The sequence below is a fragment of the Actinosynnema pretiosum genome (assembly GCF_002354875.1).
Classification (GTDB): domain Bacteria; phylum Actinomycetota; class Actinomycetes; order Mycobacteriales; family Pseudonocardiaceae; genus Actinosynnema; species Actinosynnema auranticum.
This window is the reverse complement of sequence record NZ_CP023445.1, coordinates 1625833-1651911: the sequence shown is the minus strand read 5'-3', so window position 1 is coordinate 1651911 and position 26079 is coordinate 1625833. Positions and strand designations below refer to the sequence as shown.

The 26079-nt window shown below is 72.9% G+C and carries 23 protein-coding genes; 13 read left to right on the top strand and 10 right to left on the bottom strand.

Translation table 11 applies throughout. The annotated features are described in order from the left end of the window. Nucleotides 1-7: 7 nt before the first annotated feature. Complete coding sequence (locus CNX65_RS07500; protein ID WP_232519735.1) at nucleotides 8-544, top strand: DUF3093 domain-containing protein; 537 nt, start codon at nucleotides 8-10, stop codon at nucleotides 542-544. 552 nt (nucleotides 545-1096) lie between these two features. Here CNX65_RS07500 and CNX65_RS07495 read toward each other — a convergent pair. Then, the gene (locus CNX65_RS07495) at nucleotides 1097-1396 is read right to left on the bottom strand and encodes a DUF4193 domain-containing protein (RefSeq protein WP_015800354.1); all 300 of its coding nucleotides are present in this window, start codon (nucleotides 1394-1396) and stop codon (nucleotides 1097-1099) included. 418 nt (nucleotides 1397-1814) lie between these two features. Between CNX65_RS07495 and cei the strand changes: the two genes are divergently transcribed. After that, complete coding sequence (cei, locus tag CNX65_RS07490; protein ID WP_096492114.1) at nucleotides 1815-2522, top strand: envelope integrity protein Cei; 708 nt, start codon at nucleotides 1815-1817, stop codon at nucleotides 2520-2522. An 809-nt stretch (nucleotides 2523-3331) separates the two neighbouring features. Here the strand turns inward: cei and CNX65_RS07485 are convergent. Further along, the gene (locus CNX65_RS07485; RefSeq protein WP_096492113.1) at nucleotides 3332-4132 is read right to left on the bottom strand and encodes an inositol monophosphatase family protein; all 801 of its coding nucleotides are present in this window, start codon (nucleotides 4130-4132) and stop codon (nucleotides 3332-3334) included. Between the two features lie 94 nt (nucleotides 4133-4226). Between CNX65_RS07485 and ppgK the strand changes: the two genes are divergently transcribed. Both ppgK and CNX65_RS07475 read left to right on the top strand, forming a co-directional pair. Beyond that, complete coding sequence (ppgK, locus tag CNX65_RS07480; protein WP_096492112.1) at nucleotides 4227-4988, top strand: polyphosphate--glucose phosphotransferase; 762 nt, start codon at nucleotides 4227-4229, stop codon at nucleotides 4986-4988. Between the two features lie 208 nt (nucleotides 4989-5196). After that, nucleotides 5197-6504, top strand: a complete 1308-nt coding sequence (locus tag CNX65_RS07475) for an RNA polymerase sigma factor (protein WP_096492111.1) — start codon at nucleotides 5197-5199, stop codon at nucleotides 6502-6504. A gap of 88 nt (nucleotides 6505-6592) precedes the next feature. Here CNX65_RS07475 and CNX65_RS07470 read toward each other — a convergent pair whose 3' ends face one another. Next, entirely contained in the window at nucleotides 6593-7039 is a 447-nt protein-coding gene (locus CNX65_RS07470; protein WP_096492110.1) for a hypothetical protein, read from the bottom strand. A 531-nt stretch (nucleotides 7040-7570) separates the two neighbouring features. Between CNX65_RS07470 and CNX65_RS07465 the strand changes: the two genes are divergently transcribed. After that, nucleotides 7571-7750, top strand: a complete 180-nt coding sequence (locus CNX65_RS07465; protein ID WP_015800348.1) for a DUF7455 domain-containing protein — start codon at nucleotides 7571-7573, stop codon at nucleotides 7748-7750. Nucleotides 7751-8268: 518 nt separating this feature from the next. Here the strand turns inward: CNX65_RS07465 and CNX65_RS07460 are convergent. The 5 genes from CNX65_RS07460 to CNX65_RS07440 form a co-directional block, all read right to left on the bottom strand. After that, nucleotides 8269-9441 carry an ROK family transcriptional regulator gene (locus CNX65_RS07460; RefSeq protein ID WP_096492109.1) on the bottom strand — a complete coding sequence of 391 codons (1173 nt, stop codon included), beginning with the start codon at nucleotides 9439-9441 and terminating at the stop codon, nucleotides 8269-8271. A gap of 1 nt (nucleotide 9442) precedes the next feature. Next, a complete protein-coding gene (locus tag CNX65_RS07455; protein WP_096492108.1) occupies nucleotides 9443-10867 on the bottom strand; it encodes a sugar ABC transporter permease in 1425 nt (474 codons plus the stop codon). 65 nt (nucleotides 10868-10932) lie between these two features. After that, entirely contained in the window at nucleotides 10933-11706 is a 774-nt protein-coding gene (locus CNX65_RS07450) for an ATP-binding cassette domain-containing protein (protein ID WP_096492107.1), read from the bottom strand. Nucleotides 11707-11802: 96 nt separating this feature from the next. Then, nucleotides 11803-12939 (bottom strand): sugar ABC transporter substrate-binding protein, encoded by a 1137-nt coding sequence (locus CNX65_RS07445; RefSeq protein ID WP_096492106.1) that lies wholly within the window; start codon nucleotides 12937-12939, stop codon nucleotides 11803-11805. 640 nt (nucleotides 12940-13579) lie between these two features. Further along, nucleotides 13580-15364 (bottom strand): DEAD/DEAH box helicase, encoded by a 1785-nt coding sequence (locus CNX65_RS07440; RefSeq protein WP_232520134.1) that lies wholly within the window; start codon nucleotides 15362-15364, stop codon nucleotides 13580-13582. A 117-nt stretch (nucleotides 15365-15481) separates the two neighbouring features. Between CNX65_RS07440 and CNX65_RS07435 the strand changes: the two genes are divergently transcribed. Beyond that, a complete protein-coding gene (locus CNX65_RS07435; RefSeq protein WP_232519733.1) occupies nucleotides 15482-16744 on the top strand; it encodes a YihY/virulence factor BrkB family protein in 1263 nt (420 codons plus the stop codon). A gap of 92 nt (nucleotides 16745-16836) precedes the next feature. Here CNX65_RS07435 and CNX65_RS07430 read toward each other — a convergent pair whose 3' ends face one another. Then, nucleotides 16837-17082, bottom strand: a complete 246-nt coding sequence (locus CNX65_RS07430; RefSeq protein ID WP_096492103.1) for a DUF3039 domain-containing protein — start codon at nucleotides 17080-17082, stop codon at nucleotides 16837-16839. A 31-nt stretch (nucleotides 17083-17113) separates the two neighbouring features. Here CNX65_RS07430 and CNX65_RS07425 point away from each other — a divergent pair, with 31 nt between their 5' ends. Next, the gene (locus tag CNX65_RS07425; protein ID WP_096492102.1) at nucleotides 17114-18022 is read left to right on the top strand and encodes a pseudouridine-5'-phosphate glycosidase; all 909 of its coding nucleotides are present in this window, start codon (nucleotides 17114-17116) and stop codon (nucleotides 18020-18022) included. Further along, nucleotides 18019-18921, top strand: coding sequence for a carbohydrate kinase family protein (locus CNX65_RS07420; protein WP_096492101.1), 903 nt, complete (start codon nucleotides 18019-18021; stop codon nucleotides 18919-18921). The genes CNX65_RS07425 and CNX65_RS07420 overlap by 4 nt, the downstream gene beginning before the upstream one ends. Here the strand turns inward: CNX65_RS07420 and CNX65_RS07415 are convergent. Beyond that, nucleotides 18903-19229: a DUF3099 domain-containing protein gene (locus tag CNX65_RS07415; RefSeq protein ID WP_096492100.1), complete on the bottom strand. Its 327-nt coding sequence runs from the start codon at nucleotides 19227-19229 to the stop codon at nucleotides 18903-18905. The two genes, CNX65_RS07420 and CNX65_RS07415, sit on opposite strands and share 19 nt — an antisense overlap. Before the next feature lie 56 nt (nucleotides 19230-19285). Here CNX65_RS07415 and CNX65_RS07410 point away from each other — a divergent pair, with 56 nt between their 5' ends. The 5 genes from CNX65_RS07410 (at nucleotide 19286) to CNX65_RS07390 (ending at nucleotide 26028) form a co-directional block, all read left to right on the top strand. Beyond that, nucleotides 19286-20806, top strand: a complete 1521-nt coding sequence (locus CNX65_RS07410; RefSeq protein WP_096492099.1) for a PucR family transcriptional regulator — start codon at nucleotides 19286-19288, stop codon at nucleotides 20804-20806. An 81-nt stretch (nucleotides 20807-20887) separates the two neighbouring features. Next, entirely contained in the window at nucleotides 20888-22378 is a 1491-nt protein-coding gene (locus tag CNX65_RS07405; protein ID WP_198320438.1) for a DUF7782 domain-containing protein, read from the top strand. Next, nucleotides 22375-22800, top strand: a complete 426-nt coding sequence (dtd, locus tag CNX65_RS07400) for a D-aminoacyl-tRNA deacylase (protein WP_096492097.1) — start codon at nucleotides 22375-22377, stop codon at nucleotides 22798-22800. The genes CNX65_RS07405 and dtd overlap by 4 nt, the downstream gene beginning before the upstream one ends. Before the next feature lie 220 nt (nucleotides 22801-23020). Continuing rightward, the gene (locus CNX65_RS07395) at nucleotides 23021-24013 is read left to right on the top strand and encodes a sigma-70 family RNA polymerase sigma factor (protein ID WP_096492096.1); all 993 of its coding nucleotides are present in this window, start codon (nucleotides 23021-23023) and stop codon (nucleotides 24011-24013) included. Between the two features lie 350 nt (nucleotides 24014-24363). After that, nucleotides 24364-26028: a fumarate hydratase gene (locus CNX65_RS07390; protein ID WP_096492095.1), complete on the top strand. Its 1665-nt coding sequence runs from the start codon at nucleotides 24364-24366 to the stop codon at nucleotides 26026-26028. Nucleotides 26029-26079 lie beyond the last annotated feature (51 nt).

Below are 26079 nucleotides of genomic sequence, written 5' to 3'. Positions count from 1 at the left end.
TGACCGCGTGAGCGAGAGTGCTGTGACCGCCCCGACCACCTTCCGCGAGCGCCTGTTCATCCCCTGGTGGGGGTGGCTGCTGCCGCTCGCCGCCGCGTCCCTGCTCGCCGCCGAGGTGCACATGGGCTTCCCCGGCGTCCGGTCCTGGTTGCCCTACGTGATCGTGCTGCCGCTGACGCTGGCGCTGATCGTCCGGATGGGGTGGACCCGCGTCGAGGTGTCGGGCGGGGAGCTGACCGTGGGCTCCGCGCACGTGCCGGTGGGGCTGCTCGGCGAGGTCGAGGTGGTCGACGCCAAGGGCAAGCGCAGGGCGATGGGGCCGGAGCTGGACCCGATGGCGTTCGTGCTGCACCGTGGCTGGGTGCCGACGATGCTGCGGGTGCGGCTGGTCGACCCGCAGGACCCGACGCCGTACTGGCTGTTCAGCACGCGCTCGCCGGAGAGGCTGGTCGAGGCGCTGCGCGCGGAGGCGGCGAAGGCCCCGGCCGCGAAGGCGGGTGCGGCGGCCCCGAGTGCGAACCCCGAGGGCGACGCCGACGCGTAGCGGTCGGCGCGGGCGCTCGACCGGGGCGGCCGACCGGGCGCGCGGAATGCGCGGTCCGGCGCGGCGGAAATCCCGAATGGTGGAATTTCGGACGGGTTCGGCGGTTGTTGATCACCGCTCGGACCCGTCGAACGGCTTGGTTTCGATCCACTAACGATCGGTGAACCGAACCGGAGTTGTCCGCATTCGTGCGGAAAGTGGCGCTCCCCCGCCAGTGGTGGTCGTGCGCGGCGAGTCGGGGCGCAACCACATCGGTTACCCCAAATGATTCCGTTTACACCCGTTCCGATGGACGGGTTGTGCGGACGGGCGGATTAGCCGTCGATTCCCGCGCCAGGTTGGCCCGGTCGGGTGACAACACCACCCGCGTCCGCGCCGGAGAACTCCGGCGGTCCGGCGGAGAAGTCGCCCCGCCGGGTCGGGAGAACGGCTCGCGGCCGTTCGGCGGAACCGGCGCCGGAACGCGCCCCGGAACGCCGAACGCCGCCCCGGATGGTTCCGAAGCGGCGTTGCGGTGGGGTCGTCCCGGTGAGGGGGCCTGCGCCCGGTCGCTCAGGCGCAGTCCCGGCAGATGTACTGGCCGTTCTCCTCCTCGGCCAGCCTGCTGCGGTGGTGCACGAGGAAGCACTTCGAGCAGGTGAACTCGTCAGCCTGCTTCGGAAGGATCTTGAACGTGAGCTCCTCGCCGGACAGGTCGGCGCCGGGCAGCTCGAAGTTCTCGGCCGTCGCGTCCTCATCGATGTCGACGACCCCGGACTGCGTTTCATTGCGCCGCGCCTTCAGCTCCTCGAGGGAGTCCTCAGCGAGTTCGTCCGCCTCGCTGCGACGCGGAGCGTCGTAGTCGGTCGCCATCTTCTTTCACCCCTGCGGTCAACGGAGACTGTGTCGCGCGCTGGTTAACGCACCAGCGCTCCTGTTTGTGCCCCCGCCACGGGTGACGGAGGTCTCTACGCCCGCACACCGGGCGACAAGCCCCCTCCACACGTCGGTCTGACGGGTGTCCGGCGATGCGCGGAGCGCGCAGAGGGTAGCTCACTGATCAGGCTCGCGTGCACCGGGTTCCCCCTAATTGAGCAGAAGGGTGACGGTCCCTTCTCTCCCAGGCCCGATAGGCTGGTCCGCGAGTGCCGCCGTTCCCGGTGCGGACGGGTGGCGTCACTCGACTGGGCGACCACTGCCCGCCACAGGGTGATTGCTCGTCGTCACGGTATTCCCGGAACGCGGGAAGCCGTAGCTGGGCATAGCCTGATCAGGAGGAGTACTTGCGCCAATGGGGAGGTCGGCGGACGTGGAACCCGCGAGCGGAACGGTGAGCGGCGGGTCAGCGCGCTACCGGAAGCGGAGGCCGGTGCCTGCGCTGCTCCTGCTCCTGGTGCTTGTGGTGTCTTCGGTTGTCGTGTGGGTGAAGGTCCTCGGCGAGGCCGAGGACATGGACGCGGCCATCAAGTGCAACGCTCCCGGCGGGGTCGCCCCCGGTCAGGAGCAGGTGCTGGGGACGGCACTGGGGCACGACGCGCTCGATCGAACGGACCTGGCTCCGGTGGGCGAGATCCACTTCCGGGCGTTCAACGCGAGCACGCAGCGCAACCAGGCGAAGTTCGTGGCCACCTCCCTCACGGAGATGGGCGCCCAGCAGGCCGCCGAGCCCGGCAACGACCCGGTCTACCCCGCGCAGGACATGGCCTGCCGGGGGCAGATCCGGTTCGGGGCGCCGGGCGCGGAGGCGGCGCGGACGCTGAGCGTCATGGAGCCGTGCATGGAGCTGGTCCGCGACGACCGGCAGGACGCCACGGTGGACATCGCGGTGGGCAAGAAGTTCACCGAGGTGAAGCCGAACAACGAGGCGCGGAAGGTGCTGGACCAGCTGGCGGCCTGGGCCGAGCAGCAGCCGGAGCAGCAGGGCGGCCAGGCCGCCGAGCCCTCCTCGCCGCAGTTGGACGCTGACCACCTGGCGGCAGCGCGCGAAGTTCACTGCTAGCACCCGGAGCGATCCGAGCGAGCAACGGCTGTGCCGCCCACCGGTTCCGGTGGGCGGCACAGCTGTTTTCGGGGGTGGTGGGGTGCGGCGGGTCGCAGGTGGGTCGGGAGGGCCGGGGACCGGGGCGGGGGCGCTCGGGACGGGAAGGCCCCAGAACGCGCCAGGACCGTTTGACGCCCGCGCGGCCACCGGGAAGACCGCCGACGCGCCACGAGGCCCGGTGGGGCCACCTGGGGGCCCGCAGGAGTGCGGACCGCGCCCTCCGGACCACCTGACCGCGCGGCTGGCCGACCGCCGGACCCGCTCGACCGCGCACCGCGGGCGGGGACGACCACGGGCACCGCCGACCGCCTGGGTCCCGTCCGGTCGCCGGACCGCCCGGTCAGCGGGCCTCTGACCGCACGCCAAGCGCTTGCGCCCCACTCGACCGCCCGACCATCCCGCTGGCCAGCAGGTCAGCGGGCTTCTGACCACGGGCGCCGCCACCCGCCTGGGTCCCGCCCGGTCGGCGGGCTCTGACCTCGCGCTCGCCAAGCGTTTGTGCCTCACTCGGCCGCCCGACCACCCGGCCGATCCGGTCAGCGGGCCCGGACCGCGCGCCCGCCAGCGCCCGCGCCCCACCCGGCCACCCGGCCGGCCGGTCAGCGGGGTTCTGACCATAAGCACCGCCAACCGTCAGCACCCCGCCCGGTCGCCCGACCAACCGACTGATCCGGCCGCCCGACTGATCCGGTCAACGGGCCCCTGACCACGCGCCCCCAAGCGCCCACCAGCCGCAGGCCCGCCCGGCGCAGGCCCGCCACCGCCCGTCAGACCTCGCCGAACCCCGCGTCGACCAGCGCCGTCCGCAGGGCGTCCGCGATCGACGGGGCCGCCGCGAAGGTCGCGTCCGCGCCCAGCTCCGGCGCCTCGCCCGGCAGCAGCACCACCGCGCCCGCCTCGCGGGCCAGCAGCGCGCCGCCCGCCCAGTCCCACCGGCCGAGCGAGTGCTCGGCGTACGCGTCCAGCCTGCCCGCCGCCACCGCGCACAGGTCCAGCGACGCCGCGCCCGCCCGGCGGATGTCGCGCACCACCTCGGACAGCGCCGCCCAGGTCTGCGCCTGCCGCCGCCTGCGCTCCGCGCGGTACGCGAACCCGTACCCCAGCAGGGTGACGTCCAGGCGTTCCGGCGCGGACACCCGCAGCGGGACGCCGTCCAGGAACGCGCCGCCGCCGCGCGAGGCCGTCCAGACCCGGCCGGACGCGGGCTCGACCACCGCCGCCGCGACCGACTCGCCGTCCTCCTGCGCCGCGACCGACACCGCGTAGTGGGGAATGCCGTAGAGGTAGTTGACGGTGCCGTCGATCGGGTCAACGACCCACGTGAGCCCGTCGAGCGCCGCCTCGCCGCCCTCCTCCTCGCCGATCACCGGCTCACCCGGACGAAGTTCACCCAGACGGGCGCGGACCAATCGCTCGGACGCGCGGTCGGCCTCGGTGACCACGTCCGTGATGGTGGACTTGGTGTCCACCAGGGACACCGCCTGGTCCCGACTGGTGCGAACGAGCTCACCCGCCTCGGTGGCCACCCGCACCGCGACGTCGACCAGGGCCCGGTGATCGAAAGGCACGTGCTCCTCCTGCGTCACTCCAACGGGACTACCGAACGTGGCCAGGCTAGTGTCTTCGGCCACGGCATCTGAATCGAGTAGGAAGGCCACGGGGATGGTCATGACCCGCGGGTTCGGCGTGGACATCGGCGGCTCGGGCATCAAGGGCGGTCTGGTGGACCTGGAGATGGGCGCGCTGGACGGTGAGCGGCTGCGCATCGCCACGCCGCAGCCGTCCACGCCGGACGCGGTAGCCGACGTGGTCGCGGAGATCGTGGAGAAGTTCGGCTGGGACGGCCCGGTCGGCATCACCCTCCCGTGCGTGGTCAAGCGCGGTGTCGCGCTGTCCGCGGCCAACGTCGACAAGGGCTGGATCGACACCGACGCGCAGGCGCTGTTCGCGCGCAGGCTCGGTCGGGCCGCCGACCAGGTGGTGGTGCTCAACGACGCGGACGCGGCGGGCGTCGCCGAGATGGAGTTCGGCGCGGGGGTGGGCAAGGACGGCCTGGTCGTGCTGCTGACCTTCGGCACCGGCATCGGCAGCGCCGTGTTCCTGGACGGCAAGCTCGTCCCCAACACCGAGTTCGGCCACCTGGAGGTGGACGGGCACGACGCGGAGAAGCGCGCCGCGGCCTCGGTGAAGGAGGACAAGGGGCTGTCCTGGGCCGAGTGGGCGCCCAGGGTCTCCCGGTACGTCAACGTGCTGGAGAACCTGATCTGGCCCGACCTGGTCATCGCGGGCGGCGGGGTGAGCAAGAAGGCGGAGAAGTGGCTCCCCCTGCTGGAGGTCCGCACCCCGGTCGTGGCCGCCGCGCTGAAGAACGACGCGGGCATCGTCGGGGCCGCGGTGGCCGCCACCAGGGGCTTCCAGCACTGATCACCTGCGGTTCTCGTCGAGTTCCGCACCTCGGGATCGCGTGCCCGAGCGGCTTCGTCCAGGCCGGTGCGCAACGGCACGCGCTTTCCGTCGTTACAATGGAACGGTGCCCCTCCCGGCCTCAGACCGGCGGGCGCTCCCCCATACTCCGGCGGCCGAGGATCGCGCGCCTCGGCCTGCCTTGATCGACAGTCGTGAAAGGGCGTACGTGGCAGCCGCGAAGACGACTCAGGCAGCGAAGGCTGATGCCGAGGAGACGCCCAAGGCCACCTCGGCGAGGAAGGCTCCGGCGAGGAAGCCGGCAGCGAAGACCGCCGCGGCGGGCAAGACGACAGCACGCGCGCCGCGCAAGACTGCCGCCAAGGCCGCCGCGGGTTCCCCCAAGGCGAAGAAGGCCGGCGAGGGCGACGAGCCCGAGGACATGGAAGGCGCCCCCGGCGACGAGGATCTCGTAGACGACGTCGAGCTGATCGACGAGCCCGTCGAGGAGGAGCCCGCCGAGGAGGAGAACGCCAAGCCCGGCGAGGGCGACTTCGTCTGGGACGAGGAGGAGTCGGAGGCGCTGCGGCAGGCCCGCAAGGACGCCGAGCTCACCGCCTCGGCCGACTCGGTCCGCGCCTACCTCAAGCAGATCGGCAAGGTCGCGCTGCTCAACGCGGAGGAGGAGGTCGAGCTCGCCAAGCGCATCGAGGCAGGCCTCTACGCCGCCGAGCGGCTGCGCCGGGCCGAGGACGAGAGCGAGAAGCTCACCCCGCAGATGCGGCGCGACCTGCGCTGGATCGTCCGCGACGGCGAGCGCGCCAAGAACCACCTGCTGGAGGCCAACCTCCGCCTGGTGGTGTCGCTGGCCAAGCGCTACACCGGTCGCGGCATGGCGTTCCTGGACCTGATCCAGGAGGGCAACCTGGGTCTGATCCGCGCGGTCGAGAAGTTCGACTACACCAAGGGCTACAAGTTCTCCACGTACGCCACGTGGTGGATCCGCCAGGCGATCACCCGCGCGATGGCCGACCAGGCCCGCACCATCCGCATCCCGGTGCACATGGTCGAGGTCATCAACAAGCTCGGCCGCATCCAGCGCGAGCTGCTCCAGGACCTGGGCCGCGAGCCCACGCCGGAGGAGCTCGCGAAGGAAATGGACATCACGCCCGAGAAGGTGCTGGAGATCCAGCAGTACGCGCGTGAGCCCATCTCGCTGGACCAGACGATCGGCGACGAGGGCGACAGCCAGCTCGGTGACTTCATCGAGGACTCCGAGGCCGTGGTGGCCGTGGACGCGGTGTCGTTCACGCTGCTCCAGGACCAGCTGCAGTCGGTGCTGGCGACGCTGTCCGAGCGCGAGGCGGGCGTGGTCCGGCTCCGCTTCGGCCTGACCGACGGCCAGCCGCGCACGCTGGACGAGATCGGCCAGGTCTACGGGGTCACCCGCGAGCGGATCCGGCAGATCGAGTCGAAGACGATGTCCAAGCTGCGCCACCCGTCGCGCTCGCAGGTGCTGCGCGACTACCTGGACTAGGCAGGGGCGGCGCCGGGCGGTCCGCCCGGCCGCGCCGCCGGAGGGCCCGCACCCACGGGGTGCGGGCCCTCCGGCGTTCCGGGGGGGCTCAGCCGACCTCGTCGCCGATCGGGGCGACGGTCACCGGGCCGGTGACGGGGGCGGGCCAGGCGTGCTCGCGGGAACCGCCCTGGCCGCCGGGCAGGGCGTTGCCGCCCGCGTCGAGGAACTCCGGGTCCTCAGGCGCGCCCCGCAGGGCGCAGGTGACGCCCTCGCCGGGGGTGAACCGGATGACGAAGAGGGTCTCGTCGGCGACCGGCGCCCGCCGTTCGGCCGCGGTCACGGTGAGCTGCTCCGGGGTGCAGGCGTCGTCCGGCGCCGTCGTGCTCGGGTCAGCGCTCAGGTTCGCGCTCACCCCCGACGTCCCGGCGCCCTCGGCACGGGAGGCTCCGCCGGGAGCGTCCGGTAACGCGGTGGTTCCGGGGGCGCCCCCGGTTCCGCAGGCCGACAGGACGATGGCGGTCACGACGGGCGCGGTCAGGTGCGCTGGGCGCATGTCTCCCCTTCCGCGCGGGACACATCCCGCAGTCGTCATCCGGTTTCCCGCAGTGACCGGCGACCAGTCCCGCACTGCGAAAGAGACGCACATCACACCACCGTTCGGTGCCGTCCCGCGTGGAGCTGCCGTTGGTGCGGGGGACGCGTTCCGCCCGGATCGTGGGCCCTGCGGGGCATGTTCGCTCTCGGCGGACGTGTGTGCGACCCATCACACGGTCAGCCCCGCAGAAACCTCCTTCCGGAGCAGTGCTGGGCCTCCCGGCCCCGTTGCGGCTGGTCCGGGCGTGGTGGCCTGACAGCGGAAAGTGATCGCAGGGGTGCCGAACCGGTGGTGACGCGGGTTCGAACACCGGATGGCGCGGGTAAGAGTGGGAGTGACGCGGGTCGCCACGGCCCAGGGAACACTGACTTACGCCCGTGCGTCTGCAAGAGTGGAAGCAAGCGAACACCACGCGCCAGCCAGGTGCGGCGTTGGTCGCAGCTAGGTGTGAGGCACCGATCCCCGGTGCCGGGACGGAGGGAGATTTCCATGACTACTACGCTCACCCGCCCCGCGTTGACCGCTGCCGACCGCTGCGACCGCTGCGGGGCCGCTGCCCAGGTTCGCGCCGTGCTCCCCTCCGGGGGCGAGCTGCTGTTCTGCGGGCACCACGCCCGCGAGCACAGCACGAAGCTGCGCGAGCTCGCTGCCGAGCTGCAGCAGGGCTGATCCGGTGGGCCGCCGAACAGGCGGCCCTGACACCCAAGCCGTCCGGGGCGGGGTTCGACGCGGTGGGAAAGCCGCGCTGGGCCCCGCTCCCCTGCATCCGGGGGACCGCCGTCCTCCGGTCGCGGGGCCCATTCGGACGGTGCAGGGGTCCTCGGAGCGGGAGAACGCGGGAACAGGTCCCGGACGCCGATCCGCCGCCGCGGCGCGGAAGAGGCGCGGGTCAGGCAGGGGCGCGGCCGGACGTGGTCGCGTCGTCGGTGGACGCGCGGAGCGGGCGGCTCGCCCGAGCGCGTGGACCGGAAGTCCTTGGGCTGTCAGCGGAACGCCGCGCTCGCGGGGCGACAACGTTTGCGGCACCGGCGAATCGTGGTGCGCGGAGCCCGGAAGCGTGTGCGGCGCCGGGAGATCCGGCTCCGGGAAGTCCGCTGCGGAGATCCAGCGCGGGAGATCCAGCGAGGGAATCCGGCACGGCGCGGTCCGGCTCCGGGAAGTCCGAACAGGACCCGCGCGGGCGGCGGTCAGACCAGGCCGAGCACCGGCTCGAACGCCAGTTCCGCCGCGCCGATCAGCTTCGCGTCGCGCCCCAGCGGTGAGCTGGTGATCCTGGTGCCGCCGATGGCCCGGCTGACCAGGCTGCGCTCGCGCACCACCGCCCGCACCCGGTCCACGACCGCGTCCGGCAGCACGGCGAGCAGGTCGCCCAGCACCACCAGCTCCGGCCCGAACATGTTGACCACCGTGACCAGCCCGAGCGCGAGCCACTCGGCGAACTCGCCGAGCCGGTGCTCCACGGAGGACGGGTCGGCCGCCAGCGAGCGCAGCTCGGCGACCACCGCCCCGCGCGGCGCGTCCTCGGGCAGGGCCAGCGCGCGGCACAGCGCCGACTCGCCGACCTCGGTCTCCCAGCAGCCCCGGCACCCGCAGTAGCAGGTGCGCCCGTCGGGCCGGACCAGCATGTGCCCCAGCTCGCCGACGTACCCGCCCGCGCCGCGCAGCGGGTGCCCCGACGAGATCACCCCTCCGCCGACGCCCACGTCGGCGGAGATGTAGACGACGTCCGACGCCCCGCGCGCCGCGCCCCGCAGGTGCTCGGCCAGCGCGCCCAGCTCGGCGTCGTTGCCGACCTGGACGGGCGCCTTCAGCACCGCCTCCAGGCGCTCGCCCAGCTCCACCTCGGTCCAGTGCAGGTTGGGCGCCTCGTGCACGAGCCCGTCCGAGCGCCGCACCACGCCCGGCACCGAGACGCCGACCGCGACCGGGGTGACGTCCAGCTCGTCGGCCAGCAGCTTCGCCGAGTCGGCGATGTGCGTGATGACCTCGGCGGGCTGGCGGGAGCGGTGGTGCAGGTTCCACGAGTCGCGGCCGAGGATGTCGCCGCCCAGGCCGATGACGCCCATCGCGACCTGCTCGACGCGCACGTCCACCGCGAGCACCACGGCGGCGGTGGGCTGCGGCAGCACCAGCAGCGACGGCCGCCCGGCCCCGGAGCGCTGCGCCGGCACCCGCTCGGCGACCACACCGGACTCGGCGAGGCCGTCCACCAGCGCCTTGATCGTGCTGCGGTTGAGCCCCAGCTCAGCCGCCAGCTCGGCCCTGGTGGACGGTCCGTCGACGTGCAGCCTGCGCAGCAGCGCGGTGCGGTTGTGCCTGCGGACCTCGTCCGGTCGGGCACCCGCGGTGGGGGTGGTCACGTCAGCGCGGGGACGCCGCCGCTCGGCGCCGGGACAGCGCGTCGACGCTCGCGGCGAGCAGCAGGACCAGTCCGGTCACGATGAACACCACGGCCGCGGGCTGCTTGAGCAGGCCCATGCCGTTGGTGATGGTGGCGAGCACGGCGCCGCCGATGACCGCGTCCCGCAGGCGGCCCTTGCCACCGAACAGGGAGGTACCGCCGATGACCGCCGCACCGACCGACAGTAGCAACGTGTTGCCGCCGCCCGCGTTCGGGTCGACGGACCCGACCTTGGACGAGTAGACGATCGCGCCGATGGCCGCCGCGCTGGAGGCGATGACGAACACGCTCATCCGGATCTGCGGCACGTTGATGCCCGCGCGCCGGGCCGCCTCCTGGTTGCCGCCCACCGCGTACACGTGCCTGCCGTAGCGGGTGCGGTCGAGCACGAACGTGCCGATCACCAGCAGCACCAGCACGATCGGCACCACGTACGGCACGCCCTGGATGACGACCAGGTCGCTGACCGAGCGGTTGAGGGTGAGCGCGTAGGTGGCGGCGGCGCCGAGCACGACGACCAGCCCGACCCTGACCAGCACCAGCGGGGTGGGGCCCGCGACGAGCCCCCTGCGCAGCCGGGAGAAGTGCTTGCCCAGCACCACGGCCGAGAACCCGCCCGCGGCGATCACGAACAGCACCCAGCTGCCGGTGGTGTCGAGGTTGCCGTTGGCCACCTTGAACAGCACGTCGTCGTTGAGGCCGAGCGTGCCGCCCTGGCCGATGAACTGCAGGATCACGCCGCCCCAGGCCAGGAACAGCGCCAGGGTCACCACGAACGACGGGATGCCGACGCGGGCGACCAGGAACCCGGTGATGCAGCCGATGGCCGCGCCGACGCAGACCGCGAGCAGCATCTCCACCCACGGGTTGGCGGGCACGCCGATCGCGGCGATCGCCAGCGCGACGGCGGAGAGCGCGGCGCCCGCCCAGATGCGCATGAGGGCGGCGAGCACGACGGCGAGCGCGAGCAGGCCGCAGAACACGTAGAACACCGTGTCCCCCATGCCGCCCATGAGGTTGCCGCCCTTGACCAGGTGCAGCGCCATGACCGAGGCGGTGACGCCGGACGCGGTGCCCGCGGACAGGTCGATCTCGCCCAGCAGCAGCACGAACACCAGGCCCATGGCGATGATCGTGACGCCCGCGCCCTGCGCGAGCAGGTTCGCGATGTTGCCCAGGGTCAGGAAGGAGTCGGACAGCGAGCTGAAGACGATCAGCAGCACGACCAGCCCGAGGAGGGCGGGCAGCGAGCCGAGCTCGCCGCCGCGCAGCCGCGCGAAGTAGTCGCGGACGGCCTCGCCGGTGGACCGGGAGGTGGTGTCGATGCCGAAGTCGGAGATGGCGCCGCCGTCCGGGCCGGCCTTCTCCGCGGTGGTGTTGGTCATGCTCGGGTCCTCACGCGGGCGGGGATCGGGGTCCGCCGCCTCGGGGCGGCTGGTGTCGCTGGCCATCAGATGGTCGCGCTCTCGGCTCGGGCGATGCCCAGGTCGCCGGAACGGCCCGCGGTGATCAGCTCGACCACCTGGCCGTGCGTGACCTCCTTGGTGCTGACCTCGGCTGCCATCCGCCCCAGGTAGAGGCAGGCGATGCGGTCGGCGACCTCGAAGACGTCGTTCATGTTGTGGCTGATCAGCACCACGCCCAGGCCCTGCTCGGCGAGCCTGCGGACCAGGTCGAGCACCTGCCGGGTCTGCGCGACGCCGAGCGCGGCGGTGGGCTCGTCCAGCAGCACGACCTTGCTGTCCCACAGCACCGCCTTGGCGATGGCGACGGTCTGCCGCTGCCCGCCGGACAGCGAGGAGACCTGGGTGCGCACGGACTTCACGGTGCGCACGGACAGCGAGGTGAGGGTCTTGCGCGCGGCCTGCTCCATGTCGGCCTCGTCGAGCGTGCCGAACTTCCCGCGCTCGCGGCCGAGGAACATGTTCTGGACGATGTCCAGGTTGTCGCACAGCGCGAGGTCCTGGTAGACGACCTCGATGCCGAGCGCCGCCGCGTCGCGCGGGCCGGTGACGGTGACCGGCTCGCCCTTGAACAGCAGGTCGCCGGAATCGGTGGGGTGGATGCCTGCGATGCACTTGACCAGGGTCGACTTGCCCGCGCCGTTGTCGCCGACGAGCGCGGTGACCTCGCCTGCGCGAACGGTGAAGTCGATGTCGTGGAGCACGTGCACGGGTCCGAAGCTCTTGTTGACGCCGCGCAGTTCGAGAATCGGCTCGCTCACTGCTTGAGTCCTCACGGTGCTGGCCCGCCTCGGGCGGGACGTCCCCGTTCAGGGGACGCCCCGCCTTCGGCGCGCGCGTGGGCTTGCTGGGTGGGGCTACTTGATGCCGAGCTCGGCGCAGACCGCGGTGGTGTCGGCGACGCAGATCTCGGAGGCCTTGACGAAGCCCGCGTCGACCACGGTCTTCACCTTGTCCTTGGTGATCAGCTGGGCGGTGAGCAGGACCGACTTGACGTCGCGGTTGCCCTTGGGGTCGTTGACCGTGCCGGAGGCGAGCTTGTCGGCGGCGGCGGTGTCGCCCTTGGCGAGCGCGGCGGCGAGCTTGGCGGTGGCGCCCGCCTCCTCGTCGATCGGCTTGAAGACGGTCATGTACTGGTCGCCGCGCAGCACGGCCTGCAGGCCCTCGGGGGTGGCGTCCTGTCCGGTGACCGGGACCTTGCCGTTGAGGCCGAACTTCTTCAGCACGGTGATGACCGCGCCGGCGAGCCCGTCGTTGGCGGCCACGACGCCGTCGACCTTCTGGCCGTTGGCGGTGAGGATCTGCTCGAAGGTGGTGCCGCCCTTCTGGTTGTCCCAGTCGTCGATGGGCTGGGACTGCACCAGCTTCAGGTCGCCCGAGGCGTACTTCGGCTTGAGCACGTTCTGCTGGCCGTTGTAGAAGAGCGTGGCGTTGTTGTCGGTGGGCGCGCCCTCGATCTCGATGACCTCGGCGCCCTTCTTGCCGGGGGCGAGCGCGTTCAGGCCCGCGACCAGGCCCTCGCCCTGCAGCTCGCCGACCTTGACGTTGTCGAAGGACACGTAGTACTTCGAGCTGCCGCCGAGGTTGAGGCGGTCGTAGTCGATGACCTGGATGCCCTGCGCCTCGGCCTTCTTGGCCACGGTCGCGCCGATCTCGCTGTTGGGCGTGGCGATGATCAGCACCTTGACGCCCGCGTTGATCATGCCGTCGGCGAGGGTGGAGAACTTCTGCACGTCGCCCTGGGCGTTCTGGATGTCGGGGTCCAGGCCCTCGGCCTTGAGCGCCTTCTCCAGCAGGGGCTTGTCGAAGCCCTCCCAGCGGGCGGAGGACTTCGTCTCCGGGAGGATGACGCCGACCTTCTCGCCACCCGATCCGCTGGCCGAGTTGGTGTCCGAGGTCGTGCTGCCACCCGAGGAGGTGTTGGCGCCGCACGCCGTCATGGCCACGGCGAGACCCGTGCCAACGGCGATGAGGGCGAGGCTCTTGGTCCGCATCCGCCATCCCTTTCACTGCGCTGTGTCTGCCGGCGGGCAGAAAATGTTGTGGCGCACAACGTATGTCCGGAAGGCCGGTGACCGGAAGCACACTAGATCGGTCAAGGGACACGAAGAGCTAACGGAGGTGTAACCGAACGGACATGGCGTTACGCCGAATGCAGCAGTAAAGCACCAGGCGTGATGAACGGCGACCGGTGCGAGCGCATCGACACGAACGGCCCAGCGGGTGCGCGGAGATCCGGATTCGGGGTGTGGCGGGGGCGCGGGAGGGACGCGCGGACGGAGCACCGGGTGACTCGAACGGGGCCGCGCGGAGGGGGCGTCCGGGAGGGGCGCGGTCCGGTTCGGGAGGGGTTCCTGCCCGGAACGCGGGCCGGAAAGCCCGAACGGGCAGGGGGGTGGGAGCGCGGGGCGGGCACGCGCGGGCGGCGCCCGGCAGCCCCGGAACGCCAGCGGCGGGACCCGCGCGGCGCGGAGTCCGGCCGCGGTCGCGGGTCGATTCCCCGCCCTGGCCGGTTGGCGCCACGGGCTGCGCCTCAAGCCGAAGCGCCCCAAGCCGGGCAGCGCTACCGCGCCGGGCGGCGCGCCAAGCCGGGCAGCGCCACCACCGGGCAGCGCCCCTCCCCCGACCAGCGCCCTACCAGGAGCGCAAAGTCGCGATGCGCTCTTCGAGCTGCTCGATCGACGCCATCGCGGTCGGCGGGCCGCCGCAGTACTCGCGGAGCTGGTTGTGGATCTTGCCGTGCGGCTTCTTGGTGCGGTGGTGGTGCATCGCGACCAGGGTGTTCAGCTCCTTGCGCAGCGTCGCGAGCTGCTCCTGCACGCTCGCCGGCCTGGTCACCGCCGGGGCCGCGGGGGCCGGGGCGTCGGCCTTGCGCTTGCTGGCCTCCACCAGCTGCTTCTCCTGGCGCTGGCGCAGCAGGGCGCGCACCTGGTCGGGCGCGAGCAGGCCCGGCAGGCCCAGGTACTCCTGCTCCTCCTCGCTGCCCACGTGCGCCGCCGTGCCGAACGACGAGCCGTCGTAGATCACCTGGTCCAGCTCGGCCGAGGCCCCCAGGACGGTGAACGCGCGGTCCTCCTCGCCCTCCTCGTCCTTGGTCTGGTTGGCCTGGGCGAGCAGCTCGTCGTCCCAGCCGTCCTTCTCCCGGTGCGGCTTGCCGAGGATGTGGTCGCGCTGCTGCTCCAGCTCGCTGGCCAACCCCAGCAGCACCGGCACGCTGGGCAGGAACACGCTGGCCGTCTCGCCCTTCGCGCGCGAGCGCACGAACCGGCCGATGGCCTGCGCGAAGTACAGCGGCGTCGACGCGCTGGTGGCGTACACGCCCACGGCGAGCCGGGGCACGTCCACGCCCTCGGACACCATCCGCACCGCGATCATCCAGCGCTCGGTGGTGGCCGCGAACTCGGCGATGCGGCCCGACGCCTTCGGGTCGTCCGAGAGCACCAGGGTCGCGTCGTGGCCGGTCACGCGCTTGAGGATCTCCGCGTACGCCTTCGCCACGGTCTGGTCGGTGGCGATGACCAGGCCGCCCGCGTCCGGGATGCCGTTCGCGCGCAGCTGGGTGAGCCGCTTGTCCGCCGCCATCAGCACCGACGGCATCCACTCGCCGGTCGGGTCGAGCGCGGTGCGCCAGGCGCGCGCGGTCTGCTCCTGGGTCAGCGGCTCGCCGAGGCGCGCCACGAACTCCTCGCCCGCGCTGGTGCGCCAGTGCGCCTCGCCCGAGTAGGCCAGGAAGATCACCGGCCGGACCACGCCGTCGCGCAGCGCGTCGGCGTAGCCGTAGGCGTGGTCGGAGCGGCTGCGCTGGGTGCCGTCGGCGGCGTGCTCGTAGGTGATGAACGGGATCGGCGAGTCGTCGCTGCGGAACGGCGTCCCGGTGAGCGACAGCCTGCGCGTCGCCGGGGTGAACGCCTCGCGGATCGCGTCGCCCCACGACTTGGCGTCGCCGCCGTGGTGCACCTCGTCGAGCAGCACGAGCGTCTTGCGGTTCTCGGTGCGCACCCGGTGCAGCGTGGGGTGGGCCGCCACCTGCGCGTACGTCACGGCCACGCCGTGGTAGTCCCTGGAGGTGACCGCGTTCGTGTTGCGGAAGTTCGAGTCGATCGCGATGCCGGCCTCGGCCGCGGCCTTCGCCCACTGGTGCTTGAGGTGCTCGGTCGGCGCGACGATCGTCACGGCCTCGACCGTGCGGTCGGCCAGCAGCTCGGCGGCGACCCGCAGCCCGAACGTGGTCTTGCCCGCGCCGGGCGTGGCGACCGCGAGGAAGTCCTTCGGCCCGGAGGCGAGGTACTTGGTCAGCGCCCGGCGCTGCCACGCCCGCAGCGGTCGGGTCGACGCGACCTGGGGTGCGGACAACCTCGGACCTCTTTCTCCGTCGTGCGTGCGGGCGCGCTCGCGACGACCTGCGGCGAGCGGCGACATGCGAATGCCCTCGGTGCGGGCGACCGTCGAGGGCTCCGACAGCGTACCCAATCCCGACTCGCGGTTCAGGGAACGATGCCGCGAAAACACCCCTCATGCTCCATGCTTGATCCCGAGATGGGTTCGCCTACTGGGCAGGATGACCGCAGCGCGCCGGAGCGGCGCCCCCTGCGGCTGGTCGCGCGCACGATCACCAAGGCGTGGGAGGGCAACATCTTCTCGGAGGCCGCCGAGGCGGCCTTCTGGCAGGTGCTGTCGTTCCCGCCGCTGCTGCTGGGCCTGCTCGGCAGCATCGGCTACGTCGGCGAGTGGTTCGGACCCGAGGTGGTCCAAGCGGTGCGCGACAAGATCGTCTCCACCTGCCGGACGATCTTCAGCGGTGACGTCGTCAACGGCGTGATCACACCCACCGTCGACCAGATCCTGACGGTCGGCAAGGGCGAGATCGTGTCGGTCGGCTTCCTGATATCCCTGTGGGCCGGGTCGTCGGCGATGGCGTCCTTCGTGGACGCGGTCACCGTCGCGCACGGCCAGTACGGGGTCAGGCACGAGGTGTGGCAGCGCATCTTCGCGCTGCTGCTGTACGTGGTCAGCCTGGTGCTGCTGATCATCGGGCTGCCGGTGCTGGCGCTCGGGCCGGACGTGCTGCCCCGGTTCCTGCCGGACCGGTGGCAGCCCGTGGCCGAGGCGTGGCTGAGCGCGTTCTACTACCCGGTGATCGGGGTGCTGCTCGTGCTGGCGCTCGCGACGCTGTACAAGCTCGCGCTGCCCAGGAAGCTGCCGTGGCACCGGCTCGCGCCGGGCGCGGTGCTGGCGATGGTGGTGTTCATCCTGTCGTCGGTCGGGCTGCGGCTGTACATCCGGTGGATCACCACGACGGGCTACACGTACGGGGCGCTGGCGACGCCGATCGCGTTCCTGCTGTTCGTGTTCTTCATCGGGTTGGCGATCACGATCGGGGCGTACTTCAACAGCGCGATCCAGGAGATGTGGCCCGCGCGGATGACCCGGCGGCAGCGGCGGCGCTGGCGGCGGCTGGAGCTGGTGCGGGCGGCCGAGCGGATCATGAGCCGGGACGGCGGCGAGGCGGTAGACGACGCCGAGGAGCGGCGGGCGCGCGGCACGGGCCGGAAGGTCGCCGGGCGCGGCGGCAGCCGGGGGAAGGCCGCGGGGCAGGGCAAGGCGGGCGGGCAGGGCAAGGCGGGCGGGCACGGCGGCGGCAAGAGCGGCAAGGGCGTGCGGCGGCGGGTCGCGGGCCGGGGTGGCAAGCGCGGCGGCGCGAAGAGCGGCTCCGGCGACTCGACGCAGGGCGGCGACCCCGGCGGCGGTCCCGGCGACCAGGGCGCGACCGGTCGGACCGGTCAGCCGGAGAACGCCTGACCTGGGGAAACCCCGGCACTCGCTCCCAGGACAGCACTGCCCCGGCGTCCCGCTTCGAGCGCGGGACACCGGGGCAGCCCGGACATCAGGGGCTACTCGCCACCCATGGGCAGGCTCTCGTAGATCTTCTTGCAGTCCGGGCACACCGGGGAGCCGGGCTTCGGCGACTTCGTCACCGGGAAGACCTCGCCGCACAGCGCCACCACGTGCGTGCCCATGACCGCGCTCTCCGCGATCTTCTCCTTGCGCACGTAGTGGAACATCTTGGGCGAGTCGTCCCCGGTGGTGTCAGTGCCTTCCGGCCTGGTGTCCAGCTCAGGGAGGGTCTGCGTGCTCACACCCTCACCTTACCTGGGATGATGGCCCCTCGTGAGCACGCCGAGCAGCACCGAAGAAGTCCGCGACGCCCTGGCCGAGAACCGGCCGGTGGTCGCGCTGGAGAGCACCATCCTGTCCCACGGCCTCCCGCCGGGCCGCAACCGCGAGGTCGCCGCGCGCCTGGAGGCGATCGTCCGCGAGGCGGGCGCCGTCCCCGCCACGATCGCCGTGCTGGGCGGCGTGCCGAAGGTCGGCCTGACCGACGCCGAGCTCGACTACGTGTGCGACCGGGACAACGACCTGGTCAAGCTGTCCCGCCGGGACCTGGGCGCGGCGTTCGCGCTGGGCAGGGACGGCGCCACCACCGTCGCGGGCACCGCCGCGCTGGCGCACGCCGCGGGCATCGGGGTCTTCGCCACCGGCGGCCTCGGCGGGGTGCACCGGGGCGCGAGCGAGACCTGGGACGTGTCCGCCGACCTGAACGTCCTCGCGTCCACGCCCATCCTGGTCGTGTGCTCCGGGGTGAAGTCGATCCTCGACATGGGCGCGACGCTGGAGCTGCTGGAGACCAGCTCGGTGCCGGTGCTGGGCTACCGCACCGACCGCTTCCCCGCGTTCTACCGCCGCGAGTCCGACTTCGGCGTCCCGTGGCGGGTGGACACCCCCGAGCAGGCCGCCGCCGTCGTGGCCGCGCACCGGGGCGTCCCCGGCGACGCGGGCGTGCTGCTGACCAACCCGATCCCGGTCGAGTTCGAGATGGACGTCGAGCTGCACGACCGGCTGCTCGCCGAGGGCCTGGCCCTGCTGGAGGACCGGGGCATCACCGGCAAGGAGGTGACCCCGGCGCTGCTGGAGCACTTCCACACCGCCAGCGGCGGCGTCAGCCTGGACGCCAACGAGGCGCTCGTGGTGTCCAACGCCGCGCTGGCCGCGCGGGTCGCGGTCGCCCTCTCCGCGTGAGAGCGGCGGGGAGCGGGATCGTCGTGGTGGGCGACGCAGGCCTGGACGTCGTCGCCCGCCACTCCGGTCCGATCGTGCACGGCGGCGACTCGCGCGCCTCGGTGACCATCGAGCCCGGCGGCGCCGGGGCCAACACGGCGGTGTGGCTGGCCGCCTGCGGCTCGTCGCCGGTGCTGGTGGCGCGGGTCGGCGCGGACTCGGCGGGGCGGCAGGTGCACGCCGAGCTGACCTCGGCCGGGGTGCGCTGCGCGTTCGCGGTCGACCCGGACGCGGCGACCTGCTGCGTCGTGGTGCTGGTGGACGACACCGGGCAGCGCACGATGCTGCCCGACCGGGGCGCGAACGCCCGGTTCTCGCCCGAGGACGTGAACCCGGAGCTGCTGGCGGGCTCGTCCCACCTGCACCTGTCCGGGTACGTGCTGCTGGACGCCTCGTCCAGGCCCGCGGGCCTGGAGGTGCTGCGGATGGCGCGCGAGGCGGGGCTGACCACGTCGGTGGACCCGCAGTCGGCGGCGCTGGTCTACGACGGGTTCCTGGACGACATCAGGGGCGTCGACCTGCTGCTGCCCAACGCGGAGGAGCTGGTGGCGCTGACCGGGTCGGCCGACCCGGCGTCGGCGGTGGCGCTGCTGGATGTGGTGGGCGCGGTCGCGGCCACCTCCGGGGCGGACGGCGCGAGCTGGGTGGACGCCGACGGCGTGGTGTCGGTGCCCGCGACCGACGTGGAGTGCGTCGACTCCACGGGCGCGGGCGACGCGTTCGACGCGGGCCTGCTCGCGGCCTGGCTGGCCGGGGCGTCCCGGCGCGACGCGCTCCTCGGTGGGGTGCGCGCCGCGGGCCGGGCCGTCTCGTCGGTCGGCGCCCAGCCGCCGCTGCGGGCTCAGCCGTCGATGACGTGACGGGGGCGCGCCTCCAGGGCGCGCCTCTCCGCATCGTGCTTGTTCGCCTTCTCGGACTTGCGCGGTGGGCGGTCGTTCGCGATCAGCACGGCCATCCACGGCAGCGGGATGGACAGCACGATGAAAGCCAGCGCCAGCCACCACGTGTCGTAGAAGACCATGGCCAGGAGCAGGCACGGGATGCGCGAGCCCATCATGATCGCGTACTTGCGCTTGCGCGCCGCGAGCTGGTCCTCGTACGAGGGCTCGGCCTCGGTGATCAGCACCGGGTGCTCGGGATTGCTCACGACACCACCTCCGCCCACCATCGTCCCACCACCGCGATCGCGGCGACACCCGCCCGCCCCGGTCCTACGATCCGGGCGTGGTAGCGCTGGACCGGTTGGTCGACGTCCTCGGCAGTCTGGGCACCCACCTGGGGTGCGCCCCGCGCGGGCGGGACGTGGTGCTGCGCGGGGTCGCGCTGCACGACCCGGTGGAACGGCCGCGCGCGGGCGGCGACGAGCTGCTGATCGGGGTGGGGGTCGGGTCGTCGGCCGCCGCGGCGCGCCTGGTCGGCACGACGCGGGCCGCCGCCGTGGCGCTGCACGGGAGCGCGCCGCTGGACGCGCGGGTCGCGGCGGCGGCGCGGCGGTCGGGGGCGGCGGTGCTGCTGGTGGACCCGGCGGTGCCGTGGGGGCAGCTGGTGAGCGTCGCGCAGGCGCTGGTGCTGGGCGATCGGGGGTCGGGGGACCTGTTCGCGGTGGCCGACGCGATCGCGGCGCTGGTGGGCGGGCCGGTCACGATCGAGGACCGGGGGTCGCGGGTGCTGGCGTACTCGCACCGGCAGCAGGGGGTCGACGCGGTCCGGGTGGAGACGATCCTGGGGCGGCGGGTGCCCGAGGAGGCGCGGCGGGCGCTGGACTCGTCGGGGGTGTTCACCCACCTGGCGCACAGCGACGAGGCGCTGTTCGTGCCGCAGCTGACCGAGCACCTGGGCGGGCGGCTGGTGGCGGCGGTGCGGGCCGGGCGGGAGCTGCTCGGGTCGGTGTGGGTGGAGGTCGACGGGACGAGCCCGGCGCGCGAGGCGGCGCTGGTGGACGGGGCTCGGACGGCGGCGCTGCACCTGCTGCGGGCGCGGGCCAGCTCGGACCTGGAGCGGCAGGCCGAGGCGGACCTGGTGACGGCGCTGCTGGACTCGGGGGCTCCGGGGGCGCTGGACCGGTTGGGGCTGCCCGGCGGGGAGCTGCGGGTGATCGCGGTGCGGGCGCACGTGGGGGACGCGGAGCACGGGGCGGCGCTGCTGGCGTTCGAGCGGGCCACCTCGGGGTTCGGGTGGTCTCGGCCGGGGCGGAGCGCGCTGTTCGGGAACGTGCTGTACACGGTGCTGCCGTGCGGGGGCGACCCGGCGGCGGCGGTGGAGTGGGTGCGCGGCCTGCGGCGCGAGCTGCCGCCGGAGGTGGTGGTGCGGGCCGGGATCGGCGGGGTGTGCGACGGCGGGTCGGCCCCGGTGTCGCGGCTGGAGGCCGACGAGTGCCTGGCGCTGGGCGGGGAGCGGCCGGTGGTCTACGAGCTGGCCTGGGCGCGGGTGCTGCTGCGGCGGCTGGCGGTGGAGGCGGAGGCCGGGCGGCTGCCGGTGCGGGGGCCGGTGGCGGACCTGCTGCGGCACGACGAGGAGAGGGGCACCCGGTACGCGGAGACGCTGCGGGCCTGGCTGGCGGCGCGGGGCGACGCCCGCGGGGCGGCGCGGGCGCTGGGGGTGCACCCGAACACACTGCGGTACCGGTTGCAGCGGATGGGTGAGGTGGCGGCCCTCCCGCTGGGGGACGCGGTGGAGCGGTTGGCGCTGGAGGTCGCGCTGGCGGTGCACGGGGAGCTGCGGCGTCGGGGGATGCCGGGCGGGTGACGGGTGGCGCGGGGGTGACGGGTGGCGCGACCCGGACCTGCGCGATCAGGACTTCGCCGCCGGGGGTGCCACCATGTGCCGGTGCTCCCTGAACTATCCGATGACCTGATCACGCGCCTGCGTGCGGCCTTCCGCGAGGCCGACTACACCGCCGACGGGGTGGTCGACGCGCTCGGGCCGGTCGCCCACGCCGCGCTCGGGCGGGGTGAGCCCGAGGTCGCCAAGCGCGAGTCCGAGGACTCCGGCGACCTCGGCGCGCTCGTCCGGCTGTTCCTGCTCGGCGACACCGAGCCCGGCAGGAGCGTCCGCTCCGCCCTCGCAGGCGTCGACCTGGACGAGGCCGTGCGCGCCGGGGTGCTCACCCCCGACGGCGACGGGTTCCGGGCCGGGCTGGACGTGCGGCCCTACGGCGACGACGAGGGCTCCTGGTGGGTGATCGCCGACCTGGACTCCGACCAGCGCGGCGGGCCCGTGCCGACCGACCACGTGCTCGGCGTCGGCCACGCCTCCATCAGCCTCGCGCGCGCCACCTCGCGCAGGCCCGTCAAGAACCTGCTCGACCTGGGCACCGGCTGCGGCGTGCAGGCGCTGCACGCCAGCAGGCACGCCGAGCGCATCACCGCCACCGACCTGTCCGCCCGCGCCCTCGCGCTCGCCTCCGCCACGTTCCGGATGAACGAGGTCGACGTCCGCCTCGGCCGGGGCGAGTGGTTCGGGCCCGTGCGCGGCCGGAAGTTCGACCAGGTCGTGTGCAACCCGCCGTTCGTGGTCGGGCCGCCGCGCGTGGACTACGTCTACCGCGACTCCGGCCTCGGCGGCGACGACGCCAGCGCGCTGGTCGTGCGGCAGCTGCCCGCGTTCCTGAACGAGGGCGGCACCGGCCAGCTGCTGGCCTCCTGGCTGCACCGCAAGGGCGAGGACTGGGAGGACCGGGTCGCGTCCTGGCTGCCGCGCGGCGGCGTGGACGCCTGGTTCGTGCAGCGGGACGTGGCCGACCCGGCGCTGTACGTGGGCACCTGGCTGCGCGACGCGGGCGTCGACCCGCGCTCGCCGGAGGGCCGCGCGCAGGCCGCCGGGTGGCTGGACTGGTTCGCGGAGAACGACGTGCTCGGCGTCGGCTTCGGGTTCGTGACGCTGCGGCGCACCGACGCGGCCGTGCCCGAGGTGGTGTGCGAGGACCTGCGCCACGCCTACGACGACCCGCTGGGCCCGGAGACCGCCGCCTGGCTGGACCGGGTCGCCTGGTTGCGCGAGAACGGGACCGCCGAACGGCTGCTGGCCACCCGGTTCGCCCTGCCGCCGACGGTGCTGCTGGAGGAGGTCTCCTCGGCGGTGGAGGACGGCTGGGAGTCCGTGGTGCGGCGGCTGCACCGGACCGACGGGCCGGGCTGGCAGCACGAGCTGGACGAGGTCGCGGCGAAGCTGGTGGCCGGGTTCCGGGGCGCGCTGCCGCTGGAGGACCTGCTCGCGCTGCTGGCGTACGCGCACGACCTCCCGCTGGGCCCGCTCACCGAGGCGGCGCTGCCGGTGGTCAGGGACCTGGTGCGGCACGGCATGGTGGCGCCCGCGTGAGGGCCGTCGCCGCGAGGGTGACCTCGGCGAGCGTCGAGGTGGCGGGCGAGGTCGTCGGCGCCATCGACGAGCCGGGGCTGCTGGTGCTGCTCGGCGTGCACGCGGACGACGACGCGGCCAAGGCCGTGCGGATGGCCGCGAAGCTGCACGAGCTCCGGGTGCTGCGCGACGAGCAGTCGTGCGCGACCACCGGGGCGCCCCTGCTGGTGGTCAGCCAGTTCACGCTCTGCGGCGACACGAGGAAGGGTCGGCGGCCGTCCTGGACGGCCGCCGCCCGGCCCGAGCACGCCGCCCCGCTGGTGGACGCGGTGGTGCTGGAACTTCGCAAGAAGGGCGCGAGAGTGGAAACCGGGCAGTTCGGCGCGGAGATGTCCGTGCGGAGCGTGAACGACGGTCCGTTCACGGTCCTCGTGGAACTCTGAGACACCCTTCTCAGGCAATCCTCAGGATAGGGCGCGCAACCGCTGTGACCGCAGTGACGTCTTGTCTGTTGAGGAAGCGGGAACCATTTCGAGGGTAGGCGCGTTTCCTCAAGTGTCCAGCCAAACGGCCGTTCGAACGCTGAAAGGCCGGGGCCGCGCAGCGCAGCGCGGGCTCGCGACACGACCGAACGCCAGCCCGCGAGAAGGGGGAGGGATCTCCATGACCGTCCCGAAGGTCCTCGACCGCGAGGTCGGGAACGACACGAGTGCCCCGAGCGTCGACCTCGACCTCGACGCCCAGGGCCCGGCCGCCGACCTGGTCCGGGTCTACTTGAACGGGATCGGCAAGACAGCGCTGCTCACGGCCGCCCAAGAGGTGGAGCTGGCCAAGCGGATCGAGGCGGGCGTCTTCGCGCACCACGTGCTGGAGACGACCACCGCGCTGAACGCGGAGCGCGCGGGCGAGCTGCGCGCGCTGGTCCGCGACGGCCTCCGGGCGAAGAACCACCTGCTGGAGGCGAATCTCCGGTTGGTCGTTTCTCTGGCGAAGCGGTACACCGGTCGTGGAATGCCTCTGCTCGACCTGATCCAGGAGGGCAACCTGGGTCTGATCCGCGCGGTCGAGAAGTTCGACTACACCAAGGGTTTCAAGTTCTCCACGTACGCCACGTGGTGGATTCGCCAGGCGATCACCAGGGGAATGGCGGATCAGGGCCGCACGATCCGCCTTCCGGTCCACTTGGTGGAACAGGTGAACAAGCTCGCGCGGATCAAGCGGGATCTGCACCAGCAACTCGGCCGGGAGGCGACGAACGAGGAACTGGCCGCCGAATCCGGCCTTTCCCCGTCGAAGGTCTCGGACCTGCTCGACCACGCGCGCGACCCGGTGAGCCTGGACATGCCGGTGGGCGCCGAGGAGGACGCGCCGCTCGGCGACTTCATCGAGGACTCGGACGCGACCGACGCCGAGAGCGCCGTGATCTCCGGGCTGCTGCAGGACGACCTGCGCCGCGTGCTGGCCACGCTGGAGCAGCGCGAGCAGGCGGTGATCCGGCTGCGCTACGGCCTGGAGGACGGGCAGCCGCGCACGCTGGACCAGATCGGCAAGCAGTTCGGGCTGTCGCGGGAGCGGGTGCGGCAGATCGAGCGCGAGGTGATGTCCAAGCTGCGCCAGGGGGAAAGGGCCGCCAAGCTGCGCGCTTACGCGAGCTGAGACGCCCTCACCCGGTTGGCGGTGTTGACTTGCGGCTCACGCAGGAGCACGGTCTGCGTACACGAGCCTTGCGGCACCCCAACCCAGAAGCATCCGCCGGGGAGTCGCACGCCGAGGAAGGTCGGGGCGGTCGGGGGCCGGCCCGGCCTTCCCTTATCCCGCAGGGGATTCCCGGAAGATCCCGGTAGACGTTCGAACGGGCCCGGCGCCGCGGCGCGCCGGGCCCGCGCGCGTTCCGGGCGAGGTTCGCCACCTCCCCCACGACGCGAATCACACCGCGGGACGCCGCCCGCGCCCGTCGCGGCGGTATAGGTTCGTCGGAACCCGAACGCGCGCAAGGGAGCCGCGACGTGCCCGCAGTACCCACCACATTCCAGTACACCGACGTCCTGCCGCTGGCGGCGGACACGACCACCGAGTACCGCCTGGTGACGCAGGAGGGCGTCTCGGTCGTGGAGGCCGCGGGGCGCAAGTTCCTCCAGGTCGAGCCGGAGACGCTGACCCTGCTGGCCAAGGAGGCCGTCCGGGACATCCAGCACCTGCTGCGCCCCTCGCACCTGGCGCAGCTGCGCGCGATCGTCGACGACCCCGAGGCCAGCGGCAACGACCGGTTCGTCGCGACCGACCTGTTGCGCAACGCCTGCATCTCCGCGGGCGGCGTGCTGCCCATGTGCCAGGACACCGGCACGGCGATCGTGATGGGCAAGCGCACCGAGTCCGTGCTCACCGGCGGCTCCGACGAGGAAGCGCTTTCCCTAGGCATCTTCGAGGCGTACCAGGAGCTGAACCTGCGCTACTCGCAGATGGCCCCGGTCACCTTCTGGGACGAGAAGAACACCGGCACCAACCTGCCCGCGCAGCTGGACCTGTTCACCGCGCCCGGCGTCGAGCCGAAGTACGAGTTCCTGTTCATGGCCAAGGGCGGCGGCTCGGCCAACAAGACGTTCCTGTACCAGGAGACCAAGGCGCTGCTGAACCCCGCGCGCCTGGCACGGTTCCTGGACGAGAAGCTGCGCTCGCTGGGCACCGCGGCGTGCCCGCCGTACCACCTCGCGGTGGTCGTGGGCGGGCTGTCGGCGGAGCAGAACCTGAAGGTCGCCAAGCTGGCGTCCGCCCGGTACCTGGACAACCTGCCCACCGAGGGCTCGGCGGCGGGGCACGCGTTCCGCGACGTCGAGCTGGAGCAGCAGGTCCTGGAGCTGACCCGGAACTTCGGGATCGGCGCGCAGTTCGGCGGCAAGTACTTCTGCCACGACGTGCGGGTGATCCGGCTGCCCAGGCACGGCGCGTCCTGCCCGGTCGGCGTCGCGGTGTCGTGCTCGGCGGACCGCCAGGCGAAGGCGAAGATCACGCCGGAGGGCGTGTTCATCGAGCAGCTGGAGCGGGACCCGGCGAAGTACCTGCCGGAGGTGACCGACGAGGCGCTGTCCGACGAGGTCGTGCAGATCGACCTGAACCGGCCGATGGCGGAGATCCGGGAGGCGCTGTCGGCGCTGCCGGTGAAGACGCGGGTGTCGCTGACCGGTCCGCTGGTGGTGGCGCGCGACATCGCCCACGCCAAGATCAAGGAGCGGTTGGACGCGGGCGAGGGGATGCCGCAGTACCTGCGGGACCACCCGGTGTACTACGCGGGCCCGGCGAAGACCCCCGAGGGCTACGCCTCCGGCTCGTTCGGGCCGACCACGGCGGGCCGGATGGACTCCTACGTGGAGCAGTTCCAGGCCGAGGGCGGCTCGCTGGTGATGCTGGCGAAGGGCAACCGCTCCAAGCAGGTCACCTCCGCGTGCGCCACCCACGGCGGCTTCTACCTGGGCTCGATCGGCGGCCCGGCCGCGCGGCTGGCCCAGGACTGCATCCGCAAGGTCGAGGTGCTGGAGTACGCGGAGCTGGGCATGGAAGCGGTGTGGAGGATCGAGGTCGAGGACTTCCCCGCCTTCGTCGTCGTGGACGACAAGGGCAACGACTTCTTCGCCGAGACCTCCGCGCCGACGCTCCAGATCTCGTTCCGCAAGTAGCCCGCCCCGGTGCGGCGCTCCCTCCGACGAGGGGCGCCGCACCGCGCGCTC

Coding starts and splice junctions, on each gene's coding strand:
- ppgK (WP_096492112.1), top strand. CDS start 4,227: ATGGTCATGACCCGCGGGTTCGGCGTGGACATCGGCGGCTCGGGCATC.
- cei (WP_096492114.1), top strand. CDS start 1,815: ATGGGGAGGTCGGCGGACGTGGAACCCGCGAGCGGAACGGTGAGCGGC.
- CNX65_RS07470 (WP_096492110.1), bottom strand. CDS start 7,039: ATGCGCCCAGCGCACCTGACCGCGCCCGTCGTGACCGCCATCGTCCTG.
- CNX65_RS07415 (WP_096492100.1), bottom strand. CDS start 19,229: ATGGTGGGCGGAGGTGGTGTCGTGAGCAATCCCGAGCACCCGGTGCTG.
- CNX65_RS07445 (WP_096492106.1), bottom strand. CDS start 12,939: ATGCGGACCAAGAGCCTCGCCCTCATCGCCGTTGGCACGGGTCTCGCC.
- CNX65_RS07455 (WP_096492108.1), bottom strand. CDS start 10,867: ATGACCAACACCACCGCGGAGAAGGCCGGCCCGGACGGCGGCGCCATC.
- CNX65_RS07395 (WP_096492096.1), top strand. CDS start 23,021: ATGACCGTCCCGAAGGTCCTCGACCGCGAGGTCGGGAACGACACGAGT.
- CNX65_RS07440 (WP_232520134.1), bottom strand. CDS start 15,364: ATGTCGCCGCTCGCCGCAGGTCGTCGCGAGCGCGCCCGCACGCACGAC.
- CNX65_RS07495 (WP_015800354.1), bottom strand. CDS start 1,396: ATGGCGACCGACTACGACGCTCCGCGTCGCAGCGAGGCGGACGAACTC.
- CNX65_RS07435 (WP_232519733.1), top strand. CDS start 15,482: ATGGGTTCGCCTACTGGGCAGGATGACCGCAGCGCGCCGGAGCGGCGC.
- CNX65_RS07465 (WP_015800348.1), top strand. CDS start 7,571: ATGACTACTACGCTCACCCGCCCCGCGTTGACCGCTGCCGACCGCTGC.